Origin of the sequence: Sphingobacterium sp. UBA7855 (genome assembly GCA_002500745.1) — a bacterium.
Taxonomy (GTDB): Bacteria; Bacteroidota; Bacteroidia; order Sphingobacteriales; family Sphingobacteriaceae; genus Sphingobacterium.
Genome location: DLST01000011.1, coordinates 127711 through 145359, shown reverse-complemented (window position 1 = coordinate 145359; position 17649 = coordinate 127711). Strand labels below are relative to the sequence as shown.

Below are 17649 nucleotides of genomic sequence, written 5' to 3'. Positions count from 1 at the left end.
AAAAATGAGCGATATGATTTCAATTTTAGGCGTAACTCGAAAAAATCGCTTTTCACCCAATCATGTGGGAAATGACGCCGCTATATTCAATGAAGTAATTTTAAAACTGAACGAAAAAGGTACTTCGGTCGAAATTTGTAATGAAGATGAATTTTTGTCTTTGTCAACCATAAAGCAAGACAATATCTTAACGATGGGCAGAACAAAGACTTTAGTCAAAAAGTTGCAATCGCTTCAAAGCAACGGTACCTCTGTTTTGAATTCGGGTTTTGGGATTGAAAATTGCTATCGTAAGAATATGACACTTAAACTTTTGGAAGGCGGAGTTCCTTATCCCAAAAGCATTGTGATATCTACTGTAGCAGACATTCAATCTATTTTTGAGAAATTGAAAGGGAAGGGAGTATGGATTAAGCGTGGCGATTTTCATGCTATTCATAAAGAAGACGTTACGTTTGCCGCAAGTCTCAAGGAAGCGCAACATATCTTGAATGAATATGCGCTACGTGGAATTAAAGAAGCTGTAATTTCTGAACATCTTGCCGGAGACTTATTGAAGTTTTATGCTGTACGGGGAACGGCGTTCTTTTATTATTTCTACCCCTATGAACACAATCATCATAAATATGATTTGTACGAGCAAATTAATGATGAGGTGGTACATTTTCCTTTTGACCTAGACAATTTAAAACAAGTCGCTAATCGTGCTGCTGAAGTCCTTGATGTACATATCTACGGCGGCGATGTGATTATTGATGCCAATGGAGATTTCCATATTATAGATTTAAATGACTGGCCAAGTTTTGCACCATGCCGGGCCGAGGCGGCTGAGGCTATTGCTCAAATGGTTTACCATAAATTTACTGAAAAGAACCACAATGCAGAAAGAACAAGTTAATGTAATCGAAGACGCAAATTTGAGTGCATTCGAACAATCTTTAAAATCTAATGATACAGAAGAGCGAATTGACATCTGGTTTTATCGACCTATTGGTTATCGCATCGCAAAAGTATGTGCTAAAATAGGTGTTACGCCGAATGCAGTGACGATTATCAGTATTTTCTTTGGCGTTGCTGCGGGTATTTTATTCTATTACCCAGCACTGTGGATCAATGTAATTGGTATGCTTTTATTGGTTTTTGCCAATTCTTTAGACAGTGCCGATGGGCAGCTGGCAAGAATGACAGATAACAAAAGTCGTTTTGGCCGCATCTTGGATGGTTTTGCCGGCGATTTTTGGTTTGCTTCCATTCATATAGCAATCTGCTTGCGCAGTATCAATGAGGGATGGTCACAATGGTTATGGGTCTTTTGTGTGCTTGCCGGTGTATCGCATATGATTCAGTCAGCAATGGCCGATTATTACCGCAATGTTCACCTGTATTTTATAAAAGGTAAAGCCGGAAGTGAGCTGGACAATACCCGTGATTTAAAAGCGGACTATGAAGCCTTGTCTTGGCGTAAGAATTTCTTTAGCAAATTTGTCTTGAATGGCTATATGGGCTATACGCGAAACCAAGAAAAGCTTTCTCCGAAGTTGCAAAAACTATTGCGTATTGTGAAGAGTCGCTATAAAGATGAACTGCCACAGCAGTTGATGTTAGATTTTAGAGCGCAGAATAAGCCATTGATGAAATATACCAATATTGTTCAGTTCAACACCAGAGTGATCTTCCTATTTGTTTGGTTGTTTATTGGTCAGCCTTGGATTTATTTTTTCTTTGATATGTTTGTCTTAAATCCAATATTAATCTATATGTGTAACCGACAGGAGAAAGTAAGTGGTTATTTTGTGGATAAATTAAAAAATGATCCAACCTATGGGGAGTAAGATCTATAAAGTACTCTTTATGCTGATTGGTATAGGTACACTTGCCTATATGATTCAGGCAATGGGCATTGATGAGATTTGGAACAACCTTGAAAAAATCGGATGGTGGTTTTTGCCTGTACTTGGCAGTTGGGCAGTACTCTACTGGATGAATGCCATGGCATTCAAGGCAATTATTGAAGAGCCCGAATTACCTCAGACGGATGTGCCTTTTTGGAAAGTGTTACAACTGACGATATCGGGTTATGCAATAAATTATATTACGCCATTTGTTGCTTTAGGAGGAGAACCCTATCGTATTATTGAACTCAAAAAATATGTTGGAGGCTCGAAGGCTGGTTCTTCGGTACTGTTGTACGGTGTCATGCATATCTTGTCCCATATTTTATTTTGGGTAGCTTCTGTTTTCCTTATCCTTTGGTTTGTACCGGCCAGTACGATGGTAAACGCGGCCTGTGCTGCGATTTTTGTAATGGCAATTATTTGTACTTGGCTATTTACAAAATTTTATAAGAAGGGAATTACAGTTTCGCTTTTGAAAGCATTGTCTAAATTACCTTTGGTAGGTAAAAAAGTCAATCATTTGTTAGAAACGAAGTATGAAACCTTAAATGATGTGGATCAGCAGGTGAAAAATCTTTTTCAAAATCGGCGCGACCGTTTCTACAAAGCTCTTTTCTGGGAGTTTGTAGCTCGGGTAGTGGGCTGTTTTGAGATTTATTTCATCGGTTTAGCCTTAGATATCAATATTGATTTTGTTGATGCCATGATCATCAGCTCAGGTTCATCATTATTTGCTAATCTTGTGTTTTTCTTTCCCATGCAATTGGGGACTCGGGAGGGAGGTTTAGCCATGGCTGTCATGAGTATAGGATTACCTGCTAAAGTCGGCATTTTTATGGGCGTTGTCACGCGAATTAGAGAAATTGTATGGATTATGATCGGCTTGGGCTGGATGAGTTTAGTAAAAAAGAAATAAATGAATAAGTTTAACATGAAGGGGATTATTTTTGATTATGGTGGAACCTTGGATACAAATGGTGGTCATTGGGGAGCCGTTATCTGGTCGGGTTATGAAAAATACGAGGTTCCTGTAAATTTGAACGCTTTTCAGGAAGCCTATAGTTACGTAGAACGTCAAATGGCTTTACAACCGATTATTAAGCCTGACTTTGATTTTTTAGCGGTATTGAAGGCAAAGCTCAATGTACAATTTGAATACCTTATTGCTGCAGGGTACGAACTAGATAAAACATTAGCTGATAAAATAGCATTTGATGGCTATTCCCTCGCGAAGAATACAGTTGATCAGGTGAAGCCGCTTCTAAATTCACTGCATGAAAAATATCCGATTGTGATGGTTTCCAACTTTTATGGCAATCTGAAATCTGTGCTTGCCGATTTTGGTATTTTACCTTATTTTCAGTCGGTTGTGGAATCTGCCGTTGTCGGTGTACGCAAACCTGATCCTGCAATTTATGCATTAGGTGTCGACAAATTAGGACTTCCTGCACAAGAAATCGTTGTCGTAGGCGACTCGTATAGTAAGGATATGGTCCCTGCTAAAGCTGTTGGATGCCAAACCTTATGGCTGAAGGGGCAGACGTGGGGCGAAGACAAATTGCAGGATACTTCGGCTGCAGATCAGCAGTTTACAAGTATCTTTGATTTAATGGACTTTGTTTAAATAGAGGTTCTGACGAAATTCTTTAGGCGAGATACCCACATTTCGCTTAAAGAATTTGCCGAAAAAAGACGGATCCGAGAAGTGTAATTTCATTGCAATTTCACGCATCGTAAGCCCTTGGCAGAGTAAAGACTTTGCTTCTTCCACCAAGACATTCTGAATAAGTTCCATTGCTGATTTTCCTGTAAGCTCCTTTGTAATTACCGAGAGGTGCTTCGCCGTGATACCGAGTTGCACGGCATAAAATTGTACCATGTGTTCTTTATGAAATGACTTTTTGAGCAGCAAGTAAAAATTTGCCAGTATTTCTCGTTTCCGTGAAGGGATAGCAGATGTATTTCGTAGGTTTTGACTTCCTAATCGCGCAATTTCACAAAATAATATTTCTGTTAAAGACTTTACAATCTGACTTTTGAATAGGTAGTTCGACGCTTGCCGATCGTAGTGAATAAACTGCTTAAATAAATTAGACAGGTTAGTCGCATCTTGACTGGATAGCGACCAGATGTAACTATCGTTGATAGCCAGCGATTTTTTGGTTACATCAAAAAAATCCTGCTGAAAGTCCAATTTGAAGGTGAAATCCAATGTGAAGAAAAGCAAATACACTTCGCAGTCCCACGATTTGGCTACAGAAGAGCTATTGACTCTCGATGATGGACTGGTTAACAATAAGTGATTTTGTGCTACCTGTATGCGCTCATTATTGATGATAAAAGACGTTTCGCCCCTTTTTATTAAACAGAGCGAATAGAGTTCACCCTTTTTTAGGATGTGCTGCTGCTCGGAACTGAAGACAGGTTTTGATTTATTGCCTTTAAAATGAAAAACATAAAAGCCCTTATTTTCGAATGGTATTTCCTTTACAGTCATGTTTACTTCACGATAAAATCAAAATAAGTTTTACGATAAGGTTCATTTTGCAACGTATAGTGCCACCATTCTTTATCGTAAGCTTTAAACCCAAATTTAGCCATCGCTTCTTTTAGAATTTTTCTATTTTCTTTTTGTGTTGCCGTCAGATTTGCATATTGATGGTGTGACACAGCTCCGAAAAAATCGAACGGCCCGCCCATGTCAATTTCTTTGTTGTCTTTCAGGCTAATGATCGTAAGATCTACTGTACTGCCACGGCTATGGCCTGATTTGGAAGCGATAAACCCTAGGCTGAACAAATTCTTCTTATCGAGATGTGGATAAAACTCTTTTTTTGCAATGGTGTCGTCAGTTTTTAATGACCAAGACTTGAAGTTGTCAACAGCGCGCTGCGGACGGTAGGCATCAAATATTTTCAAGCCCAAACCTTTTTTATTTAAATGGTTTTCCACCTGCTGCAGTGCGATGGCTGCCCGCTTAGTTAAAATCGCAACAGGCTTTGCATAACCCCGTATTGGTCTTCCTGTAAAGTTGTGACTGCCGAAATAACGCATTTCCAAGCTAATCTTAGGAATGATGTCCGTGACATATACAAAATCCGATGGTATGCTTTTTTCCTGTGCACAGATAAATGAACTTAAAAAGCTTAAACCAAGTGCAAGACACAAGTTGATTTTCATGGAATGAAGATACAACTTGCGCTTGAATTAATATAATAAAACGTTGATTCTCGTCCGTATTTAAATCATCCGCCAATTTCCGTCTATTGTCTTTTAAATAGAAAATGCACCTAATGATCAGCTAATTTCTTTCTCAGGTAATTGTATATTTCAATTTGTGACCGGCATGGCGCCTTGGTATTCTCTACATAATGATTGCTCAGCGAATTGTTTAATATCCGTGCCTTGACATTATCATTAAGCTGAATTTGAAGCATTTCTTTTAAATCCTCCTTTATTTTTTTGTTTGTTATTTTTACGGCTGCTTCAATACGATGATCGAGGTTTCGTGTCATCCAGTCCGCTGACGAAATAAATAGCTGCTCTCGGCCAGCGTTATAAAAATACATCACACGTGCATGTTCTAAATATTCGTCTACTATTGAAATGGCATTCATCTGCAGTTTAAAATTCTTCTGGTTTGTTGCGCAGTAGATTCCCCTAATAATAAGGTCGATTTTAACACCAGCCGTTGCCGCATCGTAGAGCTTTTTAATCATTTCCTTGTCGCTCAGTGAATTTACCTTCACAATAAGGTAAGCTTTTCGCCCAGCTTTGGCTTCTGCAATTTCTTGATCGATATAATGAAGCAGCTCTTTGCGCATATCCGTTGGGCATACCAAAAGGCTTTTACAATTTTTGATAATTTCAGCGGGGTTTGATTTAGGACGTCGAAGGTAATTGAAAATCTTATTGATATCGGCAATCACATCTCTGTTACTCGTTAACAGGCAATAGTCTCCATATAATTTTGCTGTTTTTTCATTGATATTTCCTGTACTGACAAAACCATATTGGATTGTTTTCATGCCAGCACGTTTTTTTATAACACATAGTTTTGCATGTACTTTTTTATTTGGGATACCAGTCAATACTTTAATGCCCTCCAATTCGAGCTTTTCCTTCCAGTCCAGGTTATTTTCCTCATCAAATCTTGCACGGAGTTCGAGCATCACCGTGACTTCTTTTCCATTGCGAGCGGCATTGATCAAGGCATTTGCAATTTTTGAACTTGAAGCTAAGCGGTATGCTGTAATCTGTATGGTCTTCACATCCGGATCCATCGCTGCCTCGCGGAGAAGATCAATAATCGGTCTAAACTCATGATAAGGAAAGGAGAGTAGCACATCCCTTTTTAGTACAGTATCCGTTACACGCTCGTAATTTTGAAAACTAGGATGCGGAAAAGACGTTCTCTCCAATGGTTGATTGTAGGACTTAAATACATTTGGAAAGTCCATAAAGTGTTTAAAGTTGTGTATTTTCTGCCCTGGAATAATACTATCTTTTTTGGATAAGTTAAGTTTTTTGATCAAGAATTCCACCAACTTCGTGTTCATTTCTTGGTCGAATACAAAGCGTGTCGGTTTGCCTTTTCTTCTATTTTTTACCCCTTTGCTAATTTTCTCAACAAGGCTTGTATTGATGTCGTTATCAATGTCAAATTCGGCGTCTTTCGTTACTTTAAAGACATGAGCATGGAATACATCGAAACCAAAATAGGAAAATATCAATGGCAGATTAAACTTGATCACATCCTCCAAAAGTATAATGTGCTTTTCATCCTTTGGTGACGGTAACTGTACGAAGCGCCCATTTGAACTTGTAGGAATCTCAATGAGAGCAAATTTCGTTTCATATTGCCATTCCCTTTTCCCCATAGCAATACCCAAATAAAGACTCTTGTCGCGAATATAGGGCATTGGTCGTACGTCATCTAATATTAAGGGGATAACGTTCGATTCGACGTCATCCTGATAATAGTCACTGACAAATTTTTGCTGTTCGACATTCAGTTCTTCGCTGGTTTTAATATAGACATGTTGTTTGGCCATATCTTTTTGGATACGGTTCCAGGTACTGTCAAATTTCTTTTGCTGTTTGATCACCCTGATATTGAGTTCTTCGAGAATGAGCTGTGGGTCTTCATAAAATGACTGGTTGGCACTTTTGTCTTTTAGGTCTATAGCTCGCTTTAGTCCTGCAACACGTACACGGAAAAATTCATCAAGGTTATTTGAAAATATACCTAAAAATTTGATTCTTAGGGGTAAAGGAACCGTTTCGTCCGCAGCTTCCTGGAGCACCCTTCCATTAAAGCTCAACCAACTAACATCTCTAGGAATAAATTTCTTCGCCATAACTAAATATACGTAAATTTAAAAAGCAAAACTATAGCTCTATCGGGTATAATCGAACTTTTTTGTGTTAACGAATTATTAAGTTATTCCAAAAAATATCCCCGAAGGTTTATAAAAACTTCGGGGATATATCTTTCCGTTTGGCAAGGTCTAGTCCTTTTTTCCGTATTTCTTTGAGATTTGAATTGCTTTGAATTTTGTGGTGTCGAAATGCGGTGTATCGATCGATAGACTTGTTGGATAAGGAGCCGTTCGATCGAAGAAGTACACGGTTGTTATACTTCCATAATCATTAACAGGCATGAGCTCAAGACAGCCTGTATAATCTGCATTTAAAATGTCACCCACGGTCACAGCATAGATACGGATGATACCACCTTTATTTTGTTCATTTCTGACAAACGCAACTTCCTTAAACCCCCCTGGTAAATCTTCAATACTTTTTTGATTGAAGCTATCTTTTAAAATAAATCCCAACAGCACCAAAATTGGTATGGCCAGCAGCCATAACCTTTTATTCTTCTTCATTAAAATACACTTAAATTGTAATTGTTATGCCTAATAATTTGTAAAACTCTTTCAAAATTGCCTGATGTCCTGGCCAAGCGGGAGAAGTGACCAAATTTCCATCCACGACTGCTTGATCTGCAGGGATATTTTTCCACGTACCACCAGCCAATTCGATATCCGGACCTACAGCAACATAGGCGGTGAGCGTACGTCCTTCAAGAACCTTTGATGCCGTCAGCACTTGAATACCATGACATATTGCCGCGACAGGTTTATTATGTTCAAAGAAGTGTCTTGTAATCTCCAAAACACGTTTGTTAAGGCGTATATATTCTGCCGATCGGCCACCAGCAATATATAAACCATCATAATCTTCAACATTTACCTGATCGAAATCCGTATTGATAGCGAAATTATGTCCGCGCAATTCTTTATAGGTCTGGTCGCCCGTAAAATCATGGACTGCTGTTGGCACTACATCACCGCTTTTTCGGTCTGGTGCAATTGCATCTACAGTTATTCCTATGGAACCCATTGCCTGAAATGGAACCATCGCTTCGTAATCTTCTACAAAGTCTCCTACTAGTAATAATATTTTTTTTGCCATATCAAAAAACCTCTTTTAATAGGTTTTCAATTTACATATTAAAAGAGGTTTTCACAATGATTATTTGTTAATCTTTTGTCAACCTTGTATCGCTAATTTTTCCGCAAGAATACGTTTTGTCTTTCTTACTTTAGCCTCTAATTGACTTCTTAAGGTCGGATCTATAATCCCTTTACCTTCTTCAAAATTTTTGTGAAATTCAGGAAGAGAGAATGAATCTAATATATCCGCACCATCCCAGGTAATTCGGTTGACAGCAGTGTTCAATACAGTTGCACCACCCATTGGACCTGGTGCCGTAGCTAACAAGAAAACAGGTTTGCCGTTGAATAATTTACGATTGGGAATACGCGAAACCCAGTCAACAATATTTTTGTAGGCTGAAGTATACGAACCATTATGTTCAGCCAAAGAAATCAAAAGAAAATCTGCCGCATCCATTTTTGCGGCAAAGTCATAAGCCAATTGCGGAATGCCTAGCTCCGCTTCTCTATCGTAAGAATAGATAGGCATTTCAAAATGGTTTAGGTCGAGCAATTCGATGGTATCTTCTGCTTCTTTGTAGTATTTCGACGTACTTGTGACGAACATTTTATTGATAGAATTTTTATTGCTTGTGCCTGCAAATGCTAATATTTTCATCGTTATATTATTAATTTAATCTTTATTCCTTTTATTTACAGTCTTTCTTACTTTAAAAGATGGTCAAACATACAATATAATCGTTAAAAAAAAGTCAATCAAATGTCTTTGTGGGATACGGAAGTGTATTTATTGATGTACATCAATAAAATTGAAACGTTCATACATACCAAGAATGCCTGTTAATCCGCCGGTATGCACCACAAGTATTTTGTCTGCTGGAGTGAAGTAATCATTTTTTATCAGATCATCCACGGCATAGAGCAATTTGCCGGTATATGTAGGCTCAATCAGTATCCCAGTAGTTGTTACAAAATTTTGAACAAAAGACAATAAGTCGGCAGTTGCTTTTGCATAGCCTCCAAAATGGTAATTAAGATGTAAAATAGGAGCAGTTATGTTGGGGTAAAGTTGATCGACTTCCGCTTGAATAAAGCCTCCATTCTTTAAAACAGGTATACCATGCACACGCGTCAATGCATCCCGTTTATCTATGGCGTTGGCTATTCCCGCCAATGTTGTGCCGGTACCACAAGCGGTAAAAATATGCTGGTATTCTTGTTGGAGTTCATCGACCAGTTCGGCGCAACCTTTAGCTCCGAGCGTACCGTAACCGCCTTCATGTATATAGAATGTCGTTGGATCCTGACCAAAATAACGCTCGTATAAATTTTCTTTATTTCGGTATGATTCGCGGTCGACGTAAATAAGCTGCATGCCAAACAGTCGGCACATGGCTAAAACTGGGTTGTTGACGCCTTCTTCCCCTCTGACAAATGCGGTTGTTCTAAACTTAAAGCTTGCTCCGGCGCAGGCTGTAGCTAAAAGATGATTGCTCCAGGCACCTCCAAATGTAACAAGATGATTCTTCTGAAGCCGTATTGCTTCCGCTAGATTGTATTTTAATTTACGCCATTTATTCCCTGAAATAAAAGGATGTATGAAGTCATCCCGCTTAAGCGTTACTTTTACATGCTTCTTCTCCCAAGCAGGGAGATGCAATTCAGTTTCGGGACTGTGGATTTTGAACGGCAACATAACATTAAATGAAAACAAATTTAACGAAAATTGTTTCATTTGGTTTATTTTTGTAGGATGACAGAACAAATTGGATTACAAGATCAGGAAGAACAAGAATTATTTGAACATCTACGGATAGAGGTGGACAAGGGGCAGGCATTACTCCGCATTGATAAATATCTGATGAACAGAGTGGAAAATGCTACGCGGAGTAAAATTCAGCATGCGATAGAAGCAGGTTCTGTCATGGTCAACGGTAAGGAAATTAAGGCGAGCTATAAAGTCAGACCTAGTGATGTAATTACATTGGTGTTGCCTGATCCCCCGCGTGATAATGAAGTCTATCCAGAAAATATTCCTTTGGATATCAAATATGAAGATGATGACGTTCTGATTGTGAACAAAGAGGCTGGAATGGTTGTACATCCAGGATATAATAATTATACAGGAACTTTGGTGAATGCGCTCACCTATCATATTCAGCAGCTGCCACAGCTACCGGGAAATTCTGATCGTCCGGGATTAGTACACCGAATTGATAAAGATACATCTGGGTTATTGGTTATCGCCAAAAATGAAAAGTCCATGGCCTTTTTGGCGAAACAGTTTTTCGACCACAGCATTACACGCAAGTATATCGCCATGGTATGGGGTGATTTAAAAGAAGACGGAACGATAACAGGTTATATTGGACGTCATCTTAAGGACAGACGCATCATGGCGATGTATGATAGTGAAGAGAAGGGGCGTTGGTCGGTAACACACTATAAAGTTTTGGAGCGCTTAGGTTATGTCACTTTAATCGAATGCCAGCTAGAAACGGGAAGAACACATCAGATCCGTACGCATATGCAGTCTATCGGGCATCCGCTATTTAACGATGCTATGTATGGCGGAGACAAGATTTTAAAAGGTACCGTGTTTTCAAAGTATAAGCAGTTTGTCGATAACTGTTTTTCTTTGCTGCCTCGTCAAGCACTGCATGCGCAAGTACTGGGATTCATTCATCCTACCACAAAAGAAAAAATGTACTTTGAAGTACCATACCCTGAAGATTTTCGTTTAGCTTTAGAAAAATGGCGCGGATACGCAGCAAATTCAATGGCTGTAGAAAATGGTTAAAATTTAGAACAAAATTAAGATGCCAACAAACTATATTAATTTCAATGGCAATGTAGTGCCGGAAAATCAGGAAATATTTAGCATTGAGAATAGAGGTTTTCGTTACGGGGATGGGTTGTTCGAAACCATGCTCTATAAGGATGGTGATATCCGTTTTCTAAATTTTCATGTCGAACGTTTACAGAAAGGCATGGAATTGATTCATCTGGACGATGCAAATCTATTTGACGAATTTTTTATTCGTTCGCGGTCTGAAGAATTAATCCGTAAAAATAATATGTTGGGGCAGCAGGTTCGTATCCGATTGATCGTATTTCGATCAGGTGGCGGTCTGTATAGTCCGACAACTAATAAGCCCGGTTTTGTTTTGCAGGTACAACGGCTAGAACCCAATCTTCGGGATAAGAAGGTGGGGCTGATCGTCGGCTTGTACAATGAATTTAAGAAACCATATAGCGATCTGTCAAAAATCAAGTCTTTAAATGCGCAGATTTATGTTCTGGCCGGTATTTATAAAAAGAAAATGGCCTTTGACGATGTATTGATCCTAAATCAGGAGGGCTATTTATGTGAATCACTGACATCCAATATTTTTGTCTTTTATGAGAAAGTACTTTATACCCCTGCACTGTCCGAAGGATGTATCGAGGGAGTTATGCGTAGGGTAGTCATGGACATGGCTCAAGATGAAGGTATTGAAGTCGTTGAAGCCCAAATAAGCCCCGAGATTATGAAAAGGGCCGATGAGATTTTTTGTACCAATGCTGTACAAGGTGTGCAATGGGTGATGGGGTATAAGCAAAAGCGCTACTTTAATAAAATATCCCGTATTCTGCAGGAAAAACTACTCACTTGGAACTATAATATCAGTGATGAGCAAGACTAGCACGGTAGAGTCATAGTGCCAAGAGAGGCAAGAATTTAGAAAGGGCGGGAATTAATCCTGCCCTTTTGTAGTTATAGATTGCTCAGCCCATTGCTCAAATGCATCCTTGAAGCTATTTAGAAAATCCTTCGTTTCTTCAGATTCAATTTTTCCGTCAGATCCGATACTGGACTCAATATTACCGATATATGCTTCGGGTTGTTGCATTGTCAAAAGATTGACGAATACAAGCGACTGCCGCAGATGATGATTGGCACCAAAACCGCCTAATGCACCAATGGAAGAAGATATTATTGCAGCAGGTTTGCCATCCCAACTGTTCTTACCATACGGTCTTGACCCCACATCGAGTGCATTTTTCAATACAGCAGGAACTGAACGGTTATATTCTGCCGTGATAAAGAGTACAGCGTCCAATGCATTAACCTCTTGACGAAATCTTGTATAGCTAGCCGGCGGAGTGCCTTCATCATCGAAATCCTGATTATACACAGGAAGATCGCTAATATCGATCAGGCTATAGCGAAATTTAGATTCCTCCTGATCAACGATGTACTCCGCAATCTTTTTATTAAAAGAGTTTTTTCTTAAGCTACCAACTAATATACCTACGTTATATGTGCTCATCATATCTGTTGTTAAAGTTTCTATTAACTATTATCTATTATTTGAACAACATAGTATCCAATAATGTTTTCACTTTATTGTGAATAATCAGGTTAGTCAAGGTGTTAATAATGAGTTTTTTATCAATTAGTTAACAAAAATTAACATTTTGATATTAATCTTTTGCATGCAGTTTGTTGTCGTATTGTAAAGAAGAAATTACAAACTAAGGGAGGAGTTACTTATGAAAAAATTGCTTTATGCAGCTGCTGTCATTGCAGGCCTTTTTATGGTGAATGCTGCACAGGCGCAAGTCAGTATTCGCGTCAACATCGGAAGTCAGCCTAGTTGGGGCCCAGTTGGTTATGATTATGCCAGATATTATTATATTCCAGAGTATAATATGTATTACGATGTGCCCGCGAGATGTTATGTTTATTACGACCATGGCGGCTGGGTAAGGAGAGCTAACCTTCCAAGAAGATATAGACATTATGATTTTTACCGAGTGCACAAGGTGGTTATTAATGACCGTACACCGTGGCATCATCACGACCGGTATAGAAGTCGTTACGGGGGATACCGCGGAAGACAGGTGGCAATTCGCGACAGCCGTCACGGCGGTGGGTATTCATTTGCCAGCGAGCGCCGCAAGGTAAGCCGTGGACATTCATGGAACGAAGGTCGTCGACAAGATAGAGGACATGGTCATCATGGACGCGGTATTGGGCATGGACCTGGAAAGCACAGGCACTAATTCGTTACATTGAAATACGATCGTTTAATTGAGTACGTCGTTCAATTGAAGTATAAAGAAGAATCTATAAGGCCATAGATTCTTCTTTTTTTTACTCCTAAATAAATTAAAAAACAGAATACCTTGATTCGTAAAAATTATCTTATTTTTGCGCTACAATAAATCTATCGGAGCTGCATGTCGTGTCTACCATAGGTTTGTGAAACAATAGCAATGTGTAAGTTAATTTTTGTAATGAGAAAAGGGATTCGTTTCGGTGCGGTATGGGTAGGGATTGTTAGTTTAGGGTTATATGCCTGTAATCAAGGTGGGGAGAGCAAGGTTAAAAATGGTGGTACTCCGGATGATTCCATCCCGGCCGTAAAAGATAGTTTAGTTACAGTGCAGGACTCGGTCAGTAGCGTAGATTCTTTACAAAAAGACACCCTGAATAAAATAGAGGAAGATAAGCCCTTTAAAAGCGCCAAGGATACAACTGTATTATTGACCGATACTGTTTCTCCGCGTTATATATATCTTACTTTTGACGATGGGCCTCTGAATGGAAGTCAGTATCTTGATTCCATTGCAACTGCAAAAGGTATTAAAATCAATACTTTTCTGATCGGTCATCATGATAAAATGAGTAAGAAGTTGCACAGCTATACCGAACGTTACAAGCGTAATCCTTTAGTTGATTGTTATAACCATAGCTTTTGGCACGCACATGACAAGTATACTGTATTTTATTCCAATCCGCAGGCTGCTTTTGAGGATTTTGAACTTGCTGAGCAATCCTTGGGGCTCGAGCATAAAATCGTGCGATTGCCGGGAAGGAATATCTGGTATATCGGAGACCGTAAGAAAGTTGATTTAAAAACAGGGGGGTCGACAGCCGAATTACTACATCAGAATGGTTATAAGGTCATTGGTTGGGATTGTGAATGGAAAATTAATGGTGTGACGGGAAAGCCAGACCTGTCCGTAAATCAATTATATACCCAAATGAAGAATCTACTTCGTAAAGGAACGTCGTATACGAAAAACAATGTGGTACTGTTGACACATGATAATATGTACCAGACTAAAAAAGGGCAGCGACTTTTATCAGATTTAATCGATAGCCTAAAACAACATCCAAACTATCACTTTGAGTTTGTGCGGAATTATCCCAGATGATGAAAATAGTTAAAAAATAAGAAGGCTTAAAAAGAGCGGGTTACTCCACTCTTTTTAAGCCTTTCGCTTTTGAAAGTGGCGATACTTAGTTTTGCTTACGGAGATATTTGGTTAAAATAACGATCGTCTGACCTTCAATCTTTCCTTCAATCTGCTCGATATTGTTGGCTACCAGTCTGATATTCTTCACAACTGTACCTAACGTGGCTTTGAGAGAAGAGCCCTTTACGTCGAGTGTTTTTGTTAATACAACCGTGTCACCTTCAAAGAGTCTTTGACCAATGCTATCTTCATGAAAGGAAACATAGCCGTCATTTTCGTGGTCGCCGGTTTTTTTAGCTTCAGCTAACGTTTCGTCATCCAAATATAAAATATCCAATGCTTCCGATGCCCAGCCTTCATTTTTTAAACGGCTTAACATCCGCCAACATACAATTTGTACAGCCGCATTTTCAGACCACATCGCATTTGGAAGAAATTTCCAGTCTTCGGGATTTAATTGTTCTGTTTTATTGAGCTGGTTGACTAATTTTTCTGAAATCAGTAAGGTATTGTCCAAATTTGCCGTTATTTCTGGAGGTAGTGTATAGGCAACTAATGTCAATTCATTGCCCGTTAATTCACATTTTCCACCAGCTCTCGCCTGTAATTGTTCTTCTAACTTCATATCTATTTTTTGAAAGTCCAAACTTAGCCAAATTTGTTCTGACACACAATGACCAATATCACAACTTTACTAATTTTGCCGCCTCTAGTGCTATTTTAATGCATTACTTTGGATGATGAACATCTTTCGATAGCGGTGAATTTATGGACCTAAAAAATGTTGGCCTGCAAAATGCGTTACAATTTTTTTCTTAAAATAAAACCTCTGTATCTAGAACGTTGGTATTGATTTTGTATTAGTCCAGCTTTGGAAACGAATATTAACTATAATTTGGCAATACTATGAAATGGCAAGGTGGAAAACAAAGTGGTAATTTTGAAGACCGCAGGGGGATGTCGGGGGGTGGAAAAATAGCATTAGGAGGAATAGGGGGAATTATTGTTTTAGTGATAGGATTTCTGATGGGAGGAGATCCGACGCAACTCTTACAACAAGCCCAAAATATGGGGGCGCAGACCGAACAGTCGGGGCAGCCGCGTGAGTTAAATCCTGAAGAAAAAAGGCTAACAGAGTTTTCATTGACTGTGCTCCAAAGCACCGAAGATGTCTGGACAAAGCTATTTAAAGAACAAATGCAGAAAAACTATACACCAACAACACTCGTATTTTACGATGGTGGCACGCAAACAGACGGTTGTGGTATGGGACAAGCGTCTTATGGCCCATTCTATTGTCCTGGTGATCAAAAAATTTACCTCGATTTAAGCTTTAGTAAAGAGTTGTCAGATAAATTTGGCGCAAAAGGAGAATTCGCGATGGCTTATGTGATAGCACATGAGGTTGGACATCATATTCAGCAGTTGGTTGGACTGTTACCCCAAACCAATGCAGCACGCGCTAAGCTTAGTGAGCGGGAAAATAATAAAATCTCTGTCATGACCGAACTACAGGCGGACTTTTATGCAGGCGTATGGGCACATTATCTCAACGAGTATACCGATATAAAAATTGATTATAACGATATTATGGATGGCATGAAAGCGGCTGAGGCGGTCGGCGATGATAAGCTGCAAACAGAAGCACAGGGTTATGCTGTACCCGAATCATTCACCCATGGAACATCTGCACAGCGAATGGCCTGGTTTAAAAAAGGATATGATTCTGGGGATATGCGATCGGGTAACACTTTTGAGGACCCAAGCCTGAAATAAGGTTGATTTTAATGCAATAAAAAAACACTTGAGCACAACGTGATCAAGTGTTTTTTTTATTTAAGTACCGGCAATCGGGTACAATGCTATCTTATACTCTTTTTTAAATCCTTATTGAACCAGCAAGTTGCAACCCCGTATATCACTTTGGTCAAAGCGGCCCAATATTTCAAAGGATCCATTCGCATGTACTTTCCCTAGATCCTGTGTTGCGATAAACGAACAGGAATAACGATTCGCTAGATCGATAACATTAATTCCTCCAGATTTATTTGAATCAATCAAACTCAGTGGATCATTCGTATCCCGGATCAGTATTTTCATCCATTTTGGTAGCTGAAAAATTCCTTGACCAGAGGAATAGCCCTGAGATAGCAGTTCCGTCATTCCATATTCAGAGTGAATTCCGACCACACCAAACGCTTTTTCAAGAAGCTGATGGATTTCTTCTTTGACCATTTCCTTGCGCTTTCCTTTCATTCCTCCTGTTTCCATAATGATTAATTCTGGAAAATCGAAGGCATATTGTTCGATAAAATCGAGAAGCGCATACGTTACTCCAAAGAGAATCGTCTTCGTCCCCTTATTTTTGAGCTGTACAAGGGTTTTGTATAGCTCTTGATGGTTATACAGAAAGTAATTGCTTTCAGGTTGGTCACTTTGTTCCATAAGATCGTCAACCATATATATCAAAGAAGATCCACTTCTCTCCAAGTAGGATGGGAGAAGCGCGAGTACGGCAATATTGCTCAAAGGGCCGTAGAAATCTTCGAAGATCCCACGAAAGGTACGCTCATAGATATTGAGGTCGGCTACATAATGTTTTGAAGTAATCATTCCCGTTGTACCGGAGCTGGAAAAGACTATTTCAGCCTCCATTCCTTCGGTGATAACCTGCTGGGTTTTGAAAAATTCAATGGGCAGGAAAGGAATCTGCGTATAGTGTTCAATGGGGGCCTTATCCTTTCCCAGGATGCGGATATAGTCCCGATAAATTTTACAATGCTGGCTTTGGAATTGGTAGATCTCTAAACACTGCTGATTAAAATCGTCCTCGGTTTTAATCTCAAAAAAATCCTTCCAATTCGTCATAGCATTTAAAAATTTGATAGACAAAATTAATTAAAATTTAGAAACATTAACAGGTCTTATTGTTTCAGTTTTATCGAAAGCGTAGTGATATTGAATGATAGCATAGCCGATGAGCAGTGTAGGTAATTATTCTTCGGACTAAGCTGCAGTGCACTTATTCAATTGTGTACTATAGG

General features: G+C 39.1%; 19 protein-coding genes. 9 read left to right on the top strand and 10 right to left on the bottom strand.

Translation table 11 applies throughout. The annotated features are described in order from the left end of the window. Positions 1-13: 13 nt before the first annotated feature. The 4 genes from B2107_RS09400 to B2107_RS09385 are packed head-to-tail and all read left to right on the top strand — an operon-like array spanning position 14 to position 3519. Complete coding sequence (locus B2107_RS09400; RefSeq protein WP_293955303.1) at positions 14-898, top strand: hypothetical protein; 885 nt, start codon at positions 14-16, stop codon at positions 896-898. Beyond that, positions 879-1832: a CDP-alcohol phosphatidyltransferase family protein gene (locus B2107_RS09395; RefSeq protein WP_293955302.1), complete on the top strand. Its 954-nt coding sequence runs from the start codon at positions 879-881 to the stop codon at positions 1830-1832. The genes B2107_RS09400 and B2107_RS09395 overlap by 20 nt, the downstream gene beginning before the upstream one ends. Beyond that, positions 1822-2811: a lysylphosphatidylglycerol synthase transmembrane domain-containing protein gene (locus B2107_RS09390; protein WP_293955300.1), complete on the top strand. Its 990-nt coding sequence runs from the start codon at positions 1822-1824 to the stop codon at positions 2809-2811. The genes B2107_RS09395 and B2107_RS09390 overlap by 11 nt, the downstream gene beginning before the upstream one ends. Further along, on the top strand, positions 2812-3519 hold the full coding sequence (locus B2107_RS09385) for an HAD family hydrolase (RefSeq protein WP_293955298.1): 708 nt from the start codon (positions 2812-2814) through the stop codon (positions 3517-3519). Here the strand turns inward: B2107_RS09385 and B2107_RS09380 are convergent. From B2107_RS09380 to B2107_RS09350, 7 genes are all read right to left on the bottom strand, one after another. Next, positions 3502-4392: a helix-turn-helix domain-containing protein gene (locus B2107_RS09380; protein WP_293955296.1), complete on the bottom strand. Its 891-nt coding sequence runs from the start codon at positions 4390-4392 to the stop codon at positions 3502-3504. The genes B2107_RS09385 and B2107_RS09380 overlap by 18 nt on opposite strands. A 2-nt stretch (positions 4393-4394) precedes the next feature. Continuing rightward, on the bottom strand, positions 4395-5075 hold the full coding sequence (locus B2107_RS09375) for a M15 family metallopeptidase (RefSeq protein ID WP_293955294.1): 681 nt from the start codon (positions 5073-5075) through the stop codon (positions 4395-4397). A 110-nt stretch (positions 5076-5185) separates the two neighbouring features. Continuing rightward, complete coding sequence (ppk1, locus tag B2107_RS09370) at positions 5186-7255, bottom strand: polyphosphate kinase 1 (protein ID WP_293955292.1); 2070 nt, start codon at positions 7253-7255, stop codon at positions 5186-5188. 150 nt (positions 7256-7405) lie between these two features. Continuing rightward, positions 7406-7783 carry a hypothetical protein gene (locus tag B2107_RS09365; RefSeq protein WP_293955290.1) on the bottom strand — a complete coding sequence of 126 codons (378 nt, stop codon included), beginning with the start codon at positions 7781-7783 and terminating at the stop codon, positions 7406-7408. Positions 7784-7793: 10 nt separating this feature from the next. Further along, on the bottom strand, positions 7794-8372 hold the full coding sequence (locus B2107_RS09360) for a DJ-1/PfpI family protein (protein WP_293955288.1): 579 nt from the start codon (positions 8370-8372) through the stop codon (positions 7794-7796). Positions 8373-8450: 78 nt separating this feature from the next. Then, entirely contained in the window at positions 8451-9014 is a 564-nt protein-coding gene (locus tag B2107_RS09355; RefSeq protein ID WP_293955286.1) for an NADPH-dependent FMN reductase, read from the bottom strand. A gap of 129 nt (positions 9015-9143) precedes the next feature. Beyond that, positions 9144-10091, bottom strand: coding sequence for a 1-aminocyclopropane-1-carboxylate deaminase/D-cysteine desulfhydrase (locus tag B2107_RS09350; protein WP_293955284.1), 948 nt, complete (start codon positions 10089-10091; stop codon positions 9144-9146). A gap of 18 nt (positions 10092-10109) precedes the next feature. On the opposite strand from B2107_RS09350, the gene B2107_RS09345 reads away from it, so the two are divergent. Next, positions 10110-11156, top strand: coding sequence for an RluA family pseudouridine synthase (locus tag B2107_RS09345; RefSeq protein WP_293955282.1), 1047 nt, complete (start codon positions 10110-10112; stop codon positions 11154-11156). Positions 11157-11175: 19 nt separating this feature from the next. Further along, entirely contained in the window at positions 11176-12042 is an 867-nt protein-coding gene (locus tag B2107_RS09340) for an aminotransferase class IV (protein ID WP_293955280.1), read from the top strand. Between the two features lie 51 nt (positions 12043-12093). Here the strand turns inward: B2107_RS09340 and B2107_RS09335 are convergent, their stop codons facing one another. Continuing rightward, on the bottom strand, positions 12094-12669 hold the full coding sequence (locus B2107_RS09335; RefSeq protein WP_293955278.1) for an NADPH-dependent FMN reductase: 576 nt from the start codon (positions 12667-12669) through the stop codon (positions 12094-12096). Between the two features lie 223 nt (positions 12670-12892). Between B2107_RS09335 and B2107_RS09330 the strand changes: the two genes are divergently transcribed. Then, on the top strand, positions 12893-13405 hold the full coding sequence (locus tag B2107_RS09330) for a hypothetical protein (protein ID WP_293955276.1): 513 nt from the start codon (positions 12893-12895) through the stop codon (positions 13403-13405). Between the two features lie 234 nt (positions 13406-13639). Continuing rightward, positions 13640-14563 carry a polysaccharide deacetylase family protein gene (locus B2107_RS09325; protein WP_293955274.1) on the top strand — a complete coding sequence of 308 codons (924 nt, stop codon included), beginning with the start codon at positions 13640-13642 and terminating at the stop codon, positions 14561-14563. 85 nt (positions 14564-14648) lie between these two features. Here B2107_RS09325 and B2107_RS09320 read toward each other — a convergent pair whose 3' ends face one another. Beyond that, on the bottom strand, positions 14649-15230 hold the full coding sequence (locus B2107_RS09320; protein ID WP_293955272.1) for a PhnA domain-containing protein: 582 nt from the start codon (positions 15228-15230) through the stop codon (positions 14649-14651). Positions 15231-15511: 281 nt separating this feature from the next. Between B2107_RS09320 and ypfJ the strand changes: the two genes are divergently transcribed. Beyond that, positions 15512-16381 (top strand): KPN_02809 family neutral zinc metallopeptidase, encoded by an 870-nt coding sequence (gene ypfJ / locus B2107_RS09315; RefSeq protein ID WP_293955270.1) that lies wholly within the window; start codon positions 15512-15514, stop codon positions 16379-16381. 111 nt (positions 16382-16492) lie between these two features. Here ypfJ and B2107_RS09310 read toward each other — a convergent pair whose 3' ends face one another. Next, positions 16493-17473: an acyl transferase gene (locus tag B2107_RS09310; RefSeq protein WP_293955269.1), complete on the bottom strand. Its 981-nt coding sequence runs from the start codon at positions 17471-17473 to the stop codon at positions 16493-16495. Positions 17474-17649 lie beyond the last annotated feature (176 nt).